Origin of the sequence: Micromonospora sp. RTGN7 (genome assembly GCF_033804645.1) — a bacterium.
In the GTDB taxonomy this organism is placed as follows: Bacteria; Actinomycetota; Actinomycetes; order Mycobacteriales; family Micromonosporaceae; genus Micromonospora.
In genome coordinates, this window is sequence record NZ_JAPZLF010000015.1 from 60,701 (window position 1) to 77,369 (window position 16,669).

At 72.5% G+C, this 16,669-nt stretch carries 3 protein-coding genes (1 of these 3 only partly in view); 2 read left to right on the top strand and 1 reads right to left on the bottom strand.

What is annotated here, in order from left to right:
* Window positions 1-13,638 carry the 3' portion of a type I polyketide synthase gene (locus tag SNR22_RS21430; RefSeq protein WP_320068417.1) on the top strand. The gene continues 16,389 nt to the left of window position 1, outside the view, so the window shows 13,638 of its 30,027 coding nt (coding positions 16,390-30,027); its start codon lies off the left edge, out of view; the stop codon is at window positions 13,636-13,638.
* 491 nt (window positions 13,639-14,129) lie between these two features.
* Window positions 14,130-15,446, top strand: coding sequence for a GAF domain-containing SpoIIE family protein phosphatase (locus tag SNR22_RS21435; RefSeq protein WP_320068450.1), 1,317 nt, complete (start codon window positions 14,130-14,132; stop codon window positions 15,444-15,446).
* A 47-nt stretch (window positions 15,447-15,493) separates the two neighbouring features.
* Here SNR22_RS21435 and SNR22_RS21440 read toward each other — a convergent pair whose 3' ends face one another.
* Entirely contained in the window at window positions 15,494-16,483 is a 990-nt protein-coding gene (locus tag SNR22_RS21440) for an aldo/keto reductase (RefSeq protein ID WP_320068418.1), read from the bottom strand.
* Window positions 16,484-16,669: the final 186 nt, after the last annotated feature.

Here is a 16,669-nt window from a genome sequence, read left to right on the forward strand (position 1 = left end):
GCGGCCGGGGTGGCGGGCATCATCAAGATGGTCCTGGCCATGCGGCACGGTCTCGTTCCGGCCACGTTGCATGTGGATGAGCCGTCGCCGCACATCGATTGGTCGGCTGGGGCGGTTGCTCTGGCGACGGAGGCGATGCCGTGGCCGGCGTTGGACCGGCCGCGTCGGGCGGCGGTCTCCTCGTTCGGGATTTCCGGTACGAACGCGCATGTGATCATCGAGCAGCCTTCGGCGGATGTGGTCGAGGGCGAGGTCGTCGGGGCGACGCCGCCGGTGGTGCCGGTGTTGCTCTCCGCCCGGTCGGACGCGGCGCTGGCGGGGCAGGCCGGGCGGTGGGCGCGGTGGCTGGCCGGCGACGAGGCGCTGCGCCCGGTGGATGTGGCCTGGTCGTCGGTGATCACCCGACCGGCCCTGGAGCGGCGGGCCGTGGTGACGGCCACCGGTCACGACGATCTACTCGCCGCGTTGCGTGCCCTCGCCGACGGGGAGCCGTCCGGTGCCGTGGTCACCGGCGGCACTTCGCAGCCCGGTCACCTCGCCCTGCTCTTCTCGGGTCAGGGTGCGCAGCGTGCCGGCATGGGCCGGGAGCTGTACGGGGTATTCCCGGTCTTCGCCTCCACACTGGACGAGGTGTGCGGGCACCTGGACCCGTTGCTGCCGCAGCCGTTGCGGGAGGTGCTCTTCGCATCGGAGGGCTCCGCCGAGGCGGGGTTGTTGGATCAGACTCTGTTCACGCAGGCGGGGTTGTTCGCGGTTGAGGTGGCGTTGTTCCGCCTGGTGGAGTCCTTCGGTGTGGTGCCGGACTTCGTGGGTGGGCATTCGGTTGGTGAGATCACCGCCGTGTATGTGGCCGGTGTGTTGTCTCTGGCGGACGCGTGTCAACTTGTCGCGGCGCGGGGTCGGTTGATGCAGGCGTTGCCGGCCGGTGGCGGGATGCTGGCCGTGGCCGCCGACGAGGCTTCGGTGGTGGAGTCTCTTACCGGGCTGACCGACCGGGTCGGGGTCGCGGCGGTGAACGGGCCGAACGCGGTTGTCGTCTCCGGTGCGGTGGACGTGCTGGACGAGGTCGAGCGGGTGTGGCGGGAGCGGGGTGCGCGGACTCGTCGGTTGGCGGTGTCTCATGCGTTCCATAGTCCGTTGATGGAGCCGATGTTGGCGGAGTTCCGTGCGGTCCTTGATGGGTTGACTTTTGCCGTGCCGTTGGTGTCGGTGGTGTCGAACCTGACGGGGGCGTTGGCGGATCCGAAGGAGATTACTTCGGCTGATTACTGGGTGCGGCATGTTCGGGAGGCGGTGCGTTTCGCCGACGGGGTGACCGCGTTGCGTGCGGCCGGGGTGGGCACGTTCCTGGAGGTCGGGCCGCGCAGTGTGCTCACTGCGATGGCTGGCGATGTTCTGCCGGCTGAGGACGCTGTCGTTGCGGTTGCGGTGCAGCGTGGGGATCGGTCGGAGGCTCAGGCGCTGTTGGCGGCGTTGGGTGGGTTGCATGTTCATGGTGTGCCGGTGACCTGGCAGTCGTGGTTCGCCGACGCTGGCGCGGCCCGGGTGGAGCTGCCCACGTACGCGTTCCAACACCAACGGTTCTGGCCCGCCGCTGGCCGGCCCCGGGTCGGGGACATCTCGGGAGCGGGTCTCGGTGACGCCGGACATCCGCTGCTCGGGGCGTCGGTGGACCTGGCCGGTGACGACGAGGTGGTGCTGACCGGCCGGTTGTCGTTGGCGACTCATTCGTGGTTGGCCGATCACGTGGTTTCCGGGGTGACGTTGGTTCCCGGTACGGCTCTGGTGGAGTTGGCGGTGCGGGCCGGCGACGAGGCAGGCGTTTCCCGGCTGCGGGAGCTGACCGTGGCCGCGCCGCTGGTCGTTCCCGCCACCGGGGGCGTGCGGATTCAGGTGCGGGTGGAGGCCCCGGCGGACTCCCCGCAGCGCGCCGTCGCCGTCTACTCGCGCCGGGACGACGACCCGGCGGCCGAGTGGGTTCGGCATGCGGATGGTGTGTTGGAGCCGTCGTCGTTGGTGGAGCCGGTGGTGGGGGGTGTGTGGCCGCCGGTGGGTGCGGTGGAGGTGGATTTGGGTGGTTGGTACGACGGGCTTGATGGGCGTGGTTTGTCGTATGGGCCGGTGTTCCGGGGTTTGCGTCGGGCGTGGGTGGCCGATGGTGAGGTGTTCGCGGAGGTGGCGCTTCCGGAGGATGTGGTGGGGGAGGCTGCTGGGTTTGGGGTGCATCCGGCGTTGTTGGATGCGGCGTTGCATTCGGTGGGGTTGTTGTTGGCGGGTGAGTCTGGTGGTCCTCGGGTGCCGTTTGTGTTCGAGGGTGTGCAGGTGCATGCGTCGGGTGCTGCGGTGTTGCGGGTGTGGTTGTCGCGTGTGGGTTCTGGGGTGCGGTTGGTGGCGGTGGACCAGTTGGGTGTGCCGGTGGTGTCGGTGGATTCGTTGGTGTTGCGGGAGATGTCCGGGGTGGCTGCGGTGAGTCCGGCTGCCCGGTCGTTGTTCGAGGTGGCTTGGCTGGCCGAGGAGGTCTCCCCGGTTGGACAGCTCGACGGTTGGGTGTCGTTGGTAGCACCGCCGGGGCAGCTCCCTAGTGCCGACGGTGAGGGTGTTGCGGCGCAGCCGGGGCAGCTCTCTAGCGTCGACGCTGGGGGTGTTGCCGGGTTGGCCGAGGAGCTGACGACCGGGGCCGGGCTGGCGGCGTACCCGGACGTGGCGGCGGTGCTGGCCGCGGTCCAGGCGGGCGCGGCCGTACCGCGGGTTCTGGTGCTGCCGGTCCTCGACGCGCCCGAACCGGGCGATGACCTGCCGGAGGCGGTCCGGACGGTGACGTCCGGTGTGCTGGCCGTGGCCCAGGCATGGCTGGCCGCAGAGGTCCTCGCCGACTCGCGGCTGGTGGTGCTGACCCGGGGTGCGATGGTGGCCCAGGACGGGGACCGGGTGACCGACCTGGCGGGCGCGGCCGTGTGGGGCCTGCTGCGGTCGGCCCAGTCCGAGCACCCCACCCGGATCGTCCTCGCCGACCTGGATTCCGAAGGCGACGTCGAGCCCGCCCTGCTGAACGTGCTCGCCGGCGTCGCCGACACCACCGCCCAACTGGCTCTCCGCGCAGGTGGGGTGTTCGTGCCGCGTTTGGTGCGGGCGTCTGTGCCGGTGGTGTCGGAGCCGCCGGTGGTGGGTGAGGGTGCGGTGTTGGTGACCGGTGGTACGGGTGCGTTGGGTGCGTTGGTGGCGGAGCACCTGGTGGTGGCGTATGGGGTGCGGTCGTTGGTGTTGGTGTCCCGGCGGGGTGTGGACGCTCCGGGGGCGGCGGAGTTGGTGCAGCGGCTGGCCGGGTTGGGGGCGAGTGCCCGGGTGGTGGCGTGCGACGTGACCGACCGGGAGCAGGTCCGCGCGTTGGTCGCCGGGGTCACCTCGGCCGGCCGGTTGGCCGGTGTGGTGCACACCGCCGGGGTGCTCGATGACGGTGTGGTGTCGTCGATCAGTCCGCAGCGGTTGGCGGGGGTGTTGGCGCCGAAGGTGTCGGCGGGTTGGTTGTTGCATGAGGCGACGGTGGGGCTCGACCTGGACCTCTTCGTGCTCTTCTCGTCCATCGCCGGGGTGCTGGGCTCCCCGGGTCAGGGTGCGTATGCGGCGGGTAATGCGTTTTTGGATGCGTTGGTGGTGTATCGGTGGCAGGTGGGGTTGCCGGCGGTGAGTTTGGCGTGGGGTATGTGGGATGCGGCGGGGATGGCGGCGTCGCTTGGTGAGGTCGAGCGGTCGCGGTCGGCGCGGTCGGGTCTTGCGCCGATGAGTGTCGGGGTCGGGTTGGAGCTGTTCGACGCTGCCCTGGCGGCGGGACGGCCCGTGCTGGTGCCGGCGACGATCGACGTGCCGGCGCTGCGGGCCGCCGTCACGGGCATCGTGCCCCCGATGCTGCGGGCCCTGCTCGGCGCGACCACGACCCGCCGCCAGGCGGGACAGGACGCTGACGGTTGGGCCGGGCAGCTCGCCGGTCTCTCCGAGGACGAGGGCCGTGCGCGGGTCGGTCTGTTGGTGCGGGGTCTGGTGGCGCAGGTGTTGGGGCATGGTGGTGCGGAGTCGGTGCCGGCGGATCGGGCGTTCCGGGAGTTGGGTTTTGATTCGTTGACGGCGGTGGATTTGCGTAATCGGGTTAATGCGGTGACTGGTTTGCGGTTGGCTTCGACGTTGGTTTTTGATTATCCGAGTCCGGTGGTGTTGGCGGGGCATCTTTATGAGTTGGTCTCCGGTCAGCTCACCGCCCGTCGTTCGGTGGTGCAGACTGCTGGCACCGATGAGCCGATCGCGATCGTCGGGATGGCCTGCCGCTACCCGGGCGGGGTCGACAGTCCGGAGCAGTTGTGGGAACTGCTCGCCGCCGGCGGGGACGCGATCTCCGAGTTCCCCGCCGACCGGGGCTGGGACCTGGAGTCCCTCTTCGACCCGGATCCGAACAGCAGCGGCACCTCGTACACCCGGCACGGTGGCTTCCTGTACGACGCGGCGGAGTTCGACCCCGGGTTCTTCGGTATCGGCCCCCGGGAGGCCCTGGCGATGGACCCGCAGCAGCGGCTGCTGCTGGAGGCGTCCTGGGAGACCTTCGAGTCCGCCGGGGTGGATCCGGACCGGTTGCGGGGCAGCCGGACCGGCGTCTTCGCGGGCGTGATGTACCACGACTACGTGACGCGCCTGATGAACCTGCCGGCGGAGGTGGAGGGCTACATCGGCACCGGTAACTCGGGCAGTGTGCTCTCCGGTCGGGTGGCGTACACGTTTGGTTTGGAGGGGCCGGCCGTCACGGTGGACACGGCGTGTTCGTCGTCGTTGGTGGCGTTGCATTTGGCGGCGCAGGCGTTGCGTTCGGGTGAGTGTGATCTGGCGTTGGCCGGTGGTGTGACGGTGATGGCGACGCCGGGGACGTTTGTGGAGTTCTCTCGGCAGCGGGGTTTGTCGCAGGATGGGCGGTGTAAGTCGTTCGCCGCGTCGGCGGACGGCACGGGCTGGTCCGAGGGCGTCGGCATGCTGTTGGTGGAGCGGTTGAGCGACGCCCAGCGCAACGGGCACCGGGTGCTCGCAGTGGTGCGCGGCACCGCCGTCAACCAGGACGGCGCGTCGAACGGGCTGACCGCCCCGAATGGGCCGTCGCAGCAGCGGGTGATCCGGCAGGCGCTGGCCAACGCGCGGCTGACCCCGGCCGACGTGGACGCGGTCGAGGCGCATGGCACGGGCACCACGCTGGGTGATCCGATTGAGGCGCAGGCGTTGCTGGCGACGTACGGGCAGGACCGGCCGGTCGACCGGCCGCTGCTGCTCGGCTCGATCAAGTCCAACATGGGCCACACCCAGGCTGCGGCGGGCGTCGCGGGCATCATCAAGATGGTCCTGGCCATGCGGCACGGTCTCGTTCCGGCCACGTTGCATGTGGATGAGCCGTCGCCGCACATCGACTGGTCGGCTGGGGCGGTTGCTCTGGCGACGGAGGCGATGCCGTGGCCGGCGTTGGACCGGCCGCGTCGGGCGGCGGTCTCCTCGTTCGGGATTTCCGGCACGAATGCGCATGTGATTATCGAGCAGCCTTCGGCGGATGTGGTCGAGGGTGAGGTCGTCGGCCCGGTGGTGCCGCCGGTGCTGCCGGTGTTGCTCTCGGCGCGGTCCGAGGCGGCGTTGGTGGGGCAGGCGGGTCGGTGGGTGCGGTGGCTGGCCGGCGACGAGGCGCTGCGTCCGGTGGATGTGGCGTGGTCGTCGGTGATCACCCGACCGGCCCTGGAGCGGCGGGCCGTGGTGACGGCCGCCGGCCGCGACGGCCTACTCGCCGCGCTGACCGCCCTCGCCGACGGGGAGCCGTCCGGTGCCCTGGTCACCGGTTCCGCCACCGAGCGCGGTCACCTCGCCGTTCTCTTCTCCGGTCAGGGTGCGCAGCGCGCCGGCATGGGTCGGGAGCTGTCGGCGGTGTTCCCGGTGTTCGCGTCGGCCTTGGACGAGGTGTGCGCGGTGTTGGATCCGCTGCTGCCTCGCCCGCTGCGCGAGGTGCTTTTCGCGGCGGAGGGTTCCGCCGAGGCGGAGTTGTTGGATCAGACTCTGTTCACGCAGGCGGGGTTGTTCGCGGTTGAGGTGGCGTTGTTCCGCCTGGTGGAGTCCTTCGGTGTGGTGCCGGACTTCGTGGGTGGGCATTCGGTTGGTGAGATCACGGCCGTGTATGTGGCCGGTGTGCTTTCCCTGGCCGATGCGTGTCAACTTGTGGCGGCGCGGGGTCGGTTGATGCAGGCGTTGCCGGCCGGCGGCGGGATGTTGGCCGTGGCCGCGTCCGAGGCGGAGGTGGTGGAGTCTCTCACCGGCCTGACCGACCGGGTCGGGATCGCGGCCGTCAACGGGCCGAACGCGGTCGTCGTCTCCGGTGCCGTGGACGCCTTGGACGAGGTGGAGGCCGGCTGGCGGGAGCGGGGTGCGCGTACCCGTCGGCTGACCGTGTCCCACGCGTTCCACAGCCCGCTCATGGAGCCGATGCTGGCGGAGTTCCGCACGGTCCTTGACGGGTTGACGTTCGCCGTGCCGTTGGTGCCGGTGGTGTCGAACCTGACGGGGGCGTTGGCGGATCCGAAGGAGATTACTTCGGCTGATTACTGGGTGCGGCATGTTCGGGAGGCGGTTCGTTTCGCCGACGGGGTGACCGCGCTGCGTGCTGCCGGGGTGGGCACGTTCCTGGAGGTCGGCCCGCGCAGTGTGCTCACGGCGATGGCTGCCGATGTTCTGCCGGCCGAGGACATTGTCGTTGCGGTTGCGGTGCAGCGTGGGGATCGGTCGGAGGCTCAGGCGCTGTTGGCGGCGTTGGGTGGGTTGCATGTTCATGGTGTGCCGGTGACCTGGCAGTCGTGGTTCGCCGACGCCGGCGCGGCCCGGGTGGAGCTGCCCACGTACGCGTTCCAACACCAGCGGTTCTGGCCCGAGGCCGTGTCCCGGCTGCAGGCCGCGCCCGTCGACGGCGGCGACGCCGGGTTCTGGGCCGCCGTGGAACGCGGCGACCTCACCGCCCTCGCCACCGAGCTCGGCGATGACGCCGTGGACGCCCTCACCCCGGCCCTGCCGGCCCTGTCGCAGTGGCGCAGGAACCGGAACTGGGACACGACCCTGGACGGCTGGTCGTACCGGGTCGGCTGGGAGCCGGTGCGGCCCGCCTCGGCGGCCGGGCTCTCCGGCCGGTGGCTCGTCGTCACCGTCGGCGGCGGCACCGACGCGGGCGTACCGAAGACGCTCACCGAAGCCGGCGCTCGGGTGGACACCCTGACCGTGCCGCCGGCTTGCGGCCGGGAGGAACTGGCCGACCGGCTGCGCCGCATCGGCGTCGACGGCTGGACGGGGGTGCTCTGCGTGCTGCCCCGGCAGGACCGGCCCGTCCCGCACGCGCCGGCCGTGCCCGCCGGCACGGCGGTGCTGCTCGCGCTCACCCAGGCGTTGACCGACGCTGGCCTGCCGGGGAAGGTGTGGGCGCTCAGCCGCGCCGCCATGCCGGTCACGGCCGGCGAGCGGGCCGGCGACAGCTGGGCGGCGCTCGCCTGGGGCCTCGGCCGGGCCGTCGCCCTCGAACAGCCCGACCGCTGGGGCGGCCTGGTCGACCTGCCGGCCCGCGCCGACCGGAGCACCCGCGCCGCGCTCGTCGCGGTGCTTGCCGACGGCACCGGAGACCAGGTGGCGATCCGCCGCAACGGCATCTTCGGTCGCCGGCTCGTCCCCGCCGCCCCGCCCACCGGGCCGGGCTGGCGTCCGACCGGCACGGTGCTGGTCACCGGCGGCACCGGCGCGCTGGGCCGGCACACGGCCCGCTGGCTGCTGGCCAACGGCGCCGCCGAGGTGGTGCTGGCCTCCCGCCGGGGCCCCGACGCCCCCGGCGCGGCCGAACTGGTCGACGCCCTCGCCGAACGGGGAGCGGTGCGGATGGTCGCCTGCGACGTCGCCGACGCCGAGGCGGTCACCGCCCTGGTCGCCGAGCTGCCGGCGCTCACCGCCGTCGTGCACACCGCCGGCGCGTCCGGCGGGGCCGTACCCGCGTACGCGATGACCGACAGCGACCTGTCGGAGACCCTCGCCGGCAAGGTCCTCGGGGCGATGCACCTGGACACCGCGTGCCGGGACCGGGACCTCGACGCCTTCGTCGTGTTCTCCTCGGTGGCCGGCGTCTGGGGTGGCGGCGGGCAGGCCGGCTACGCGGCCGGCAACGCCCTGCTCGACGCCCTCGTCGCCGCCCGCCGGGCCGCCGGCCTGCCCGCCACCGCCCTGGCCTACGGGCCCTGGGCGTCCGACGGCATGGCCGCCGGGGAGACCGCCGAGGGCCTGCGCCGGCGGGGATTCACCCCGCTCTCGCCGGACGCCGCCGTCGCGGCGCTCGGCCGGTGGGTGAACGCCCCCGAGCCGGCGCCGGTCATCGCCGAGGTGGACTGGTCCACGTTCGTCGCGGCCTTCACCGCGGCGCGGCCGAGTCACCTCTTCGACCGGGTCGCCCCGGCTGTCACCGAGGAACCGGAGCGGCCGGCCACCGACGCCGTCACCGACGGGCTGCGGTCCCGGCTCGCCGCGCTGCCGCCGACCGGCCAGGAGACCCTGCTGGTCGACCTGGTCCGGGCGGAGTCGGCGGCGGTGCTCGGGCACAGCTCCACCGACCAGGTGCCGGCCGACCGGGCGTTCCGGGAACTCGGCTTCGACTCCCTCGCCGCCGTGCAACTGCGCGACCGGCTGGGCCGGGCTACCGGGCTGACCCTGCCGTCGACCGTGGTCTTCGATCACCCGTCGGCGGCGGAACTGGCCCGCTTCCTGCGTACCGAACTGGTGGTTGGCGCGGCCGACGGCGACCCGGCGGCCCGCGCGGTCGCGGCCCGGCCGGCGGTGGACGAGCCGATCGCCATCGTCTCCATGGCCTGCCGTTTCCCCGGCGGAGTCTCCTCCCCGCAGGAGCTGTGGCGGCTGCTGGCCGACGGCGTCGACGCGGTCACGCCGATGCCCACCGACCGGGGCTGGGACCTCGACGCCCTCTACGACGCCGACCCGGATCGGGTGGGCACCAGCTACGCCCGCAGCGGCGGCTTCCTCGACGCCGTGGCGGACTTCGACGCCGCGTTCTTCGGGATCAACCCCCGCGAGGCCCTGGCCATGGACCCGCAGCAGCGGCTGCTGCTGCACACCACCTGGGAGACGTTCGAGCGGGCCGGCATCGACCCGCAGCGGGTACGCGGTTCCGCCACCGGCGTCTTCATGGGCACCAACGGGCAGGACTACGCGACCCTGCTGCTCGGTGCCCGGGACCAGGTCGAGGGCTACCAGGCCACCGGCAACGGCGCGTCGGTGGTCTCCGGCCGGCTGGCGTACTCCTTCGGGCTGCACGGCCCGGCGGTCACCGTCGACACGGCGTGCTCGTCGTCCCTGGTCGCGCTGCACCTGGCCGCCCAGGCGCTGCGCTCGGGCGAGTGTGACCTGGCGCTGGCCGGCGGGGTGACCGTGATGTCGACGCCGGGGGCGTTCATGGAGTTCTCCCGGCAACGCGGCCTCGCCGCCGACGGACGGGTCAAGGCGTTCGCCGCCGGCGCGGACGGCACCGGCTGGGGCGAGGGCGTCGGCGTCCTGCTGCTGCAACGGCTCTCCGACGCGCAGCGGGACGGCAACCGGATCCTCGCCGTGGTCCGTGGCAGCGCGGTCAACCAGGACGGCGCGAGTAACGGCCTGACCGCGCCGAACGGGCCGGCGCAGCAGCGGGTGATCCGGCAGGCGCTGGCCAACGCCGGCCTGACGCCCGCCGACATCGACGCGGTGGAGGCGCACGGCACCGGCACCACCCTCGGCGACCCGATCGAGGCGCAGGCGTTGCAGGCGACGTACGGACGCCGACGGCCGGCGGACCGGCCGCTCTGGCTGGGCTCGGTGAAGTCGAACATCGGGCACACCCAGGCCGCTGCGGGCGCCGCCAGCCTGATCAAGATGGTGCTCGCGCTCCAGCACGGGGTGCTGCCGGCGACGCTGCACGTCGACGCGCCCACCCCGCACGTGGACTGGTCGTCGGGTGCGGTGGCGCTGCTCACCGAGGCCCGGCCGTGGACCGGGACGGACCAACCCCGGCGGGCCGGGGTCTCCTCGTTCGGGATCAGCGGCACCAACGCCCACGTGATCCTGGAGGAGCCGCCCGCCGCCCCGACCCCGGAGACCGCACCCGCCGGGACGGCCGTCGCGGCGGGCGGTCGCGGGGCCGACCCGGAGCCAGCCACCATCTCCCTGCCGTGGCTGCTCTCCGGGGCGGACCTGGCCGGGCTGCGCGGCCAGGCCGGCCGGCTGGCCGACGGGGTGGCGGCCGAAGCGGACGACGCCGCCCGGATCGCCTGGGGACTGGTGGCGGGACGGGCCCACCTCGGCCACCGGGCGGTCGTGGTCGCGGCGGACCGGCCGACCCGGTCGGCGGCGCTGCGGGCGCTGGCCGTGGGGGAGCCGCACCCCGCGCTCGTCACGGCCCGACGTCGCTCCGGTGGTCTCGCCGTCCTCTTCTCCGGGCAGGGCGCCCAGCGCGCCGGCATGGGCCGGGAGTTGTACGCCGCGTTCCCGGTCTTCGCCGTGGCGCTGGACGAGGTCTGCGCGCTGCTCGACGGGCTGCTGCCGCAGCCGCTCAAGCCGGTGCTCTTCGCGGCCGAGGGCACCGCCGAGGCGGAGCTGCTGGACCGGACCGTGTTCACCCAGGCGGGGCTCTTCGCCGTCGAGGTGGCGCTGTTCCGGCTCGTCGAATCCTTCGGTGTGGTCCCCGCCCAGGTGGCCGGCCACTCGATCGGCGAGGTCGCCGCCGCGTACGTGGCCGGGGTGTTCTCCCTGGCGGACGCGTGCGCCCTGGTGGCGGCGCGGGGCCGGCTGATGCAGGCGCTCCCCGCCGGCGGCGGGATGCTCGCGGTCGCCGCGCCCGAGGTCGACGTGCTCGCCACCCTGGGCGGGCTCGCCGACCGGGTCGGTATCGCCGCCGTGAACGGGCCGGACGCCGTGGTGGTCTCCGGGGCCCTCGACGCCCTCGACGAGGTCGAGCGGGTGTGGCGGGAGCGGGGCGCGCGGACCCGCCGGCTGACGGTCAGCCACGCGTTCCACAGCCCGCTGGTGGAGCCGATGCTGGCCGAGTTCCGGGCCGTCCTCGACACCCTCACGTTCTCCGCCCCGGCGCTGCCGGTGGTGTCGAACCTGACCGGCGCGCCGGCCGACCCGGCCGAGATCCGCACCCCGGAATACTGGGTGCGACACGTGCGGGAGGCGGTCCGGTTCGCCGACGGGATCACCGCCCTGCGGGACGCCGGGGTGGACACCTTCCTGGAGCTCGGCCCGCAGGGCGTGCTGACCGCGCTGACCGCCGGCCTGCTCCCCACCGAGTCCGACGGCAGCGCCGTGGCGGCGCTGCGGGCCGGCGCGGACGAGCCGGCCGCCCTGCTGGCCGCCCTCGCCGCCCTGCACGCCGGCGGCCGGGACGTGGACTGGGCGGCGGCGCTCGGCGCGCTCGCCGGGCCGCCCCCGACGCCCCGCGAACTGCCGGAGCTGCCCACGTACGCGTTCCAGCCGCAGCGCTACTGGCCGACGCTGACCCTGTCCCCGGCGTCGACCACCGACCCGGTGGACGACGAGTTCTGGCGGGCGGTCACCGACGGCGACCTGGACCGGCTGGGCATCGACCCGAACCAGCCGCTGAGCGAGGCGCTGCCGGAGCTCGGCTCGTGGCGGCGTCGCCAGCACCGGGACGGCACCCTCGACGGGTGGCGGTACCGGGTCACCTGGCGGCGGCGGTCGGTGGCCGTCGGCGACCCGGGCAGCTGGCTGGTGGTGGCCCCACGGCAGCAGGCCCCGGACGGGATCGTCGCCGCGCTCACCGCGGGTGGGGCGACCGTGCACGTGCTGACGGTCGACCCGGCCTCGGTGACCCGGGAGACCCTGGCCGCCGACCTCGACCGGCTCGGCGCGGAGCACCGGCCGACGGCGCTGCTGTCCCTGCTGGCCTTCGACGAGGCCCCGCACCCCGAGCAGACCGCCCTGCCGACCGGGCTGGCGGCGAACCTGCTGCTGGTGCAGGCGCACACCCGGCCCGGCGGCCCGGCCGTGCCGCTGTGGCTGGCCACCGCCGGTGCTGTCGCCGTCGACGACGAGCCGGTCGCCCACCCGACCCAGGCGACCACCTGGGGCCTCGGCCTGGTCGCGGCGCTGGAACACCCCCGGCACGTCGGGGGAGTCGTGGACCTGCCGGGCACCCCCGACGAGGCGGCGTACGCGGCGCTGGTCGCCGCCCTCACCAACGTTGATGGGGAGGACCAGCTCGCGATCCGGGGCGCCGAGGTGCACACCCGACGTCTCGTCCGGGACACCTCCCGCCCGGCGGCCACCGCCCGGGGGTACACCCCGCACGGGACCGTCGTGCTCACCGGTGGTGCCGGTGAACTCGCCCGGCACACCGGCGGATGGCTGACCCGGCAGGGCGCGGAGGTGCTGTCGCTGGCCGGACCGGCGGCGGGCAAGCTCACCGACCTGATGGGACGGTTGGCCGTCGAGGGCCGGCCGGTGACGGCGGTGGTCCATCTGCCGGCGGAGACCGGGTCGGTGCCGTTGGCCGAGCTGACCGTCGAGGGCCTGGCCGCGGACCTTGTCGCGACCGTGGGCGACATTCCCCGGTACGCCGACGAGCTGGCCCACCCGAGCGTCGATGCCTTCGTGCTCTGCACCTCCACCTCCGGGGTGTGGGGGGCGGGGGGCCGGTCCGGTCAGGCGGCCGGGGACGCGCTGTTGCACGCGCTGGCCGCCAACCGTCGGCACGGCGGCCTGCCGACCACCGACGTGGCGTGGGGGCCGTGGCAGGCCGACGGTGGGGCGTCGCCGGAGCTGGAGCAGCTGCGCCGCCTCGGGCTGCCGGGGCTGCCGCCGGAGCTGGCCGTCGAGGCCCTCGCCCGGGCGGTCCGGGACGAGGCGTCGGTGGTGGTGGCGGACGTGCGCTGGGAGCGGTTCGTGCCGACCTTCGCCGCCCTGCGTCCAGCCCCGCTGCTGACCGGGATCCCCGAGGCGCGGCAGGCGCTGCCCGCCGATGACGTACGCCAGCCGGCGGACGACGAGACAGCGGCGGCGCTGCGGGACCGGCTGCGTCCGCTCGGCGCGGGGGAACGCGAGGCGATCCTCGTCGACCTGGTGTGCGCGCAGGCGTCCAGCGTGCTGGGCCACGCCGACGGTGGAGGGCTGGAACCGGACCGCGCGTTCCGGGAGGTCGGCTTCGACTCGATGACGGCCGTGGAGTTGCGCAACCGGCTCCGTGCCGCCAGCGGGGTGCAACTGCCCGCGAGCGTGGTGTTCGACTATCCGACGCCGGCCGTGCTGGCCCGGCACCTGCGCGACCAGTTGGTCGAGGGCGGCGGCTCGACGGCGGCGCCGCTGCTGGCGGAACTGGAACGGCTCGACGCCGTCTTCGCGGCCGGCGCACCGGACCGGCTGACCCGGCAGAAGCTGATGGTCCAGTTGCAGGCGTTCGTCGGCCGGTGGGGCGACGAACGGGCGGTCGAGGAGAAGCCGGTCGCGCAGACCCTCGACGACGCGACCGACGCCGAGATCTTCGACTTCATCCGACGTGAACTCGGCGGCCCCGACGGTGGTGAGCCTTTCGGCGAGACGCGCTGAGCATGGAGAGCAGTCCGTGACGGGAACGGACAGCGCGACTCGCGTGTACTCGGCGGCGCTGGCGTGCGCGCCGAGGTCTCGGGCGATGTAGGCAGGCCCGCGAGGTCGGCCATGGCGATGAGCAGTTCGTGCCGAGCCGGCGGCGAGCGTGCCGGATCGGGCGTCGTCCGAGGCGTTCCGGCGTTCACCGGGGCCCGCCCGCTGCGGGCTGTCAGGCATGCTCCCTGGGCAGAGGAACGCCGACGAACCCCTGAACATGGTCCCGGCCCATACAACGGCCACGTCGATCGCCTGCGGGCCGCCGGCTCCTGCTCACCCCGGCTCGGTCCTGGATCGCGCTGGATACCCGCCCACCTGCAACCAGGCACTCCCGTGCCTGGTGTTCTGCGTCCTGTCCATCGCCTGGACGGGGCACTATTCTTCACTTCAGTTCGGAACACGGGAACAGGAGCGGGAGCCCTGAAAGCGACAGCGGCAGGAGGAACAGCGTGATGGCCAAGGAGGCCATCCCTCCGGCGGGCGAGCTGCCACCGGCCGTGTTTGACCCGGCACGACTGGCAGCGGTCACCGCCTCTGGGTTGCTGGACACCGCCGCCGAGGGCACGTTCGATGACCTCGCGCGGCTGGCTCTGGCCGTCACCGGCACCCGGATGGCGTTCTTCACCGTCGCGGACGGCCGCCGGTCGTTCTGGAAGAGCGCGATTGGCGTAGACCCGACAGTCGGTCGGGAGAACGACATCCGGGACAGCCCGTGCCACATCCTGATCGGCACCGGCGAGCCGCTGATCGCCGAGAACGCCGTCACCGATCCTCGGATCAAGGATCTGGCCGCAGTCGAGGTGCTGGGCATCGGCGCGTGGGCCGGCTACCCGGTGCTATCACCGGATGGACAGGTACTCGGCGGGTTCTGCGTGGTCGACGACGCAGCCCGGCCCTTCACCAAGCCGCAGCGCGAGGCGCTGCGGATCCTGGCCCGTTCGGTGACCTCCGAGATCGCCCTGCGTCAGGCGCTGCACGACGCCCGCACCGCAGGCGACGCCTCCTCGGCACTCGCCCGGACCCTCCAGGACAGCCTCCTGCCACCACGGCTGCCGAGCGCGCCCGGCATGGACGTCGCCGCCGTACACCTGCCGGCCGACACCACCGGGGTGGCCGGCGCGGACGTGGTCGGCGACTTCTACGACCTGTTCCGCACTCGCGGCAAAGCATGGTGTGCCGTGATGGGTGACGTGTGCGGCAAGGGCATCGACGCCGCGAAGGTGACCGCCCTGGCCCGGTACACGATCCGCGCCGAGGCCACCCAGCACGCCCGGCCCAGCCTGGTCCTGCACCGCCTGCACGAGGCAATGCTGGAGCAGAAGGTCAGCGACCGGTTCCTGACAGCCGCGCTCGCCACGTTCCGCCCGTCCGGTGACGGCGTCAACGGGCACTACGCCAGCGCCGGACACCCACCGGCCCTCATCCGCCGCGCGAACGGGACGGTGGAACCACTCGACGCGGCAGGGATCCTGCTGAGCCCGTTGATGCGACTCGGCAGAGAGCACCTGAAGGAAACCGCGTTCCACCTGAATCCCGGCGATGCGCTGCTGCTCTATACCGACGGCATCACCGAAGCCCGCGACTGCGGCCAGGGGCCCATGTTCGGCGAGGACCGCCTCGCGCAGTCGCTGGCCGCCACCCACGGTGCCGGTGCCACCGACACCCTGGCCCGGCTGTCGAAGGACGCGGCCGGATACGCCGGCGGTCACGCCGTCGACGACACCGCCCTCATGCTGCTACACGTCAACCCCCGGCCTGCTGATCTTTGAGGTGCCCCCGGCGGGAAACATCCCAAAACTGCTCCCCATCGGGTCGGTCACAGGTTGGTCATCCGTTCCAGTTGTTCGGGATACCGCGCGCCCTGAATCTCGATCTTTGCGGAGGTGTCTTCGATCTCTCGGAGGTCTTCGGCGGTGAGTTGGACGTCGGCGGCACCGAGGTTCTCTTCGAGGCGGTTGAGTTTGCGGGTGCCGGGGATCGGCACGATCCACGGCTTCTGCGCGAGCAGCCAGGCCAGAGCGATCTGCGCCGGGGTCGCGTTCTTGCGAGCGGCGATGGTGTTGAGCAGGTCGACCAGGGTCTGGTTGGCCTGCCGCGCGTCGGTGTCAAAGCGCGGGATGCTGGTGCGGATGTCGTTGTCGGCGAATGTGGTGTCGGCGTTGATCGTGCCGGTGAGGAAGCCTTTGCCCAGCGGGCTGAACGGGACGAAGCCAATGCCAAGTTCTTCGAGCGTGGGCAGGATGTCGGTTTCGGGGCGGCGCCACCACAGCGAGTATTCGCTCTGCAGCGCCGTGACGGGCTGAATGGCATGGGCGCGGCGGATGGTGTCCGACGCGGCTTCGGACAGGCCGAAGTGTTTGACCTTGCCCGCCTCGATGAGTTCCTTGACCGCGCCGGCGACGTCCTCGATGGGGACGTCGGGGTTGACGCGGTGTTGGTAGAAAAGGTCGATGGCGTCGACGCGCAGCCGTTTGAGGCTGGCGTCGGCGACCTGCTTGATGTGTTCGGGGCGGCTGGACAGGCCGGTTTGGCGGCCGTCGGCGTCGAAGGCGAACCCAAACTTGGTGGCGATGGCGACCTGGCCACGGAACGGTTGCAGAGCTTCGCCGACGAGGTCTTCGTTGACGAACGGACCGTAGACCTCGGCGGTGTCGAAGAAGGTGACGCCGCGCTCGACGGCGGCGCGGATGAGGGCGATGTTGTCGGGCCGGTCGGGTGCGGGTCCGTAGCTCTGGCTCATGCCCATGGCACCGAAGCCGATGGCGGAGACTTGTAGTCCTTGTGTTCCGAGTGGGCGGCTACGCATGCGCAACTCTCCTTGCTGGCGTTGTGAGTCGAGTCTGGCTGGTCAGAGATTGTCGATCGGTTGTTCGGCTGTCTGGTTTATGGTGGCGGCGAGACTTCAACCAACATCAACATAAATTCGCCAGCAAGATCATTATCGGGGGAACCTCACGATGTACGGGCCGGTCAACGAACAACGGCCGTGTCG

Excerpts from the sequence above, each read along its gene's own strand:
- SNR22_RS21435 (WP_320068450.1), top strand. The coding sequence starts at position 14,130 with ATGGCCAAGGAGGCCATCCCTCCGGCGGGCGAGCTGCCACCGGCCGTG.
- SNR22_RS21440 (WP_320068418.1), bottom strand. The coding sequence starts at position 16,483 with ATGCGTAGCCGCCCACTCGGAACACAAGGACTACAAGTCTCCGCCATC.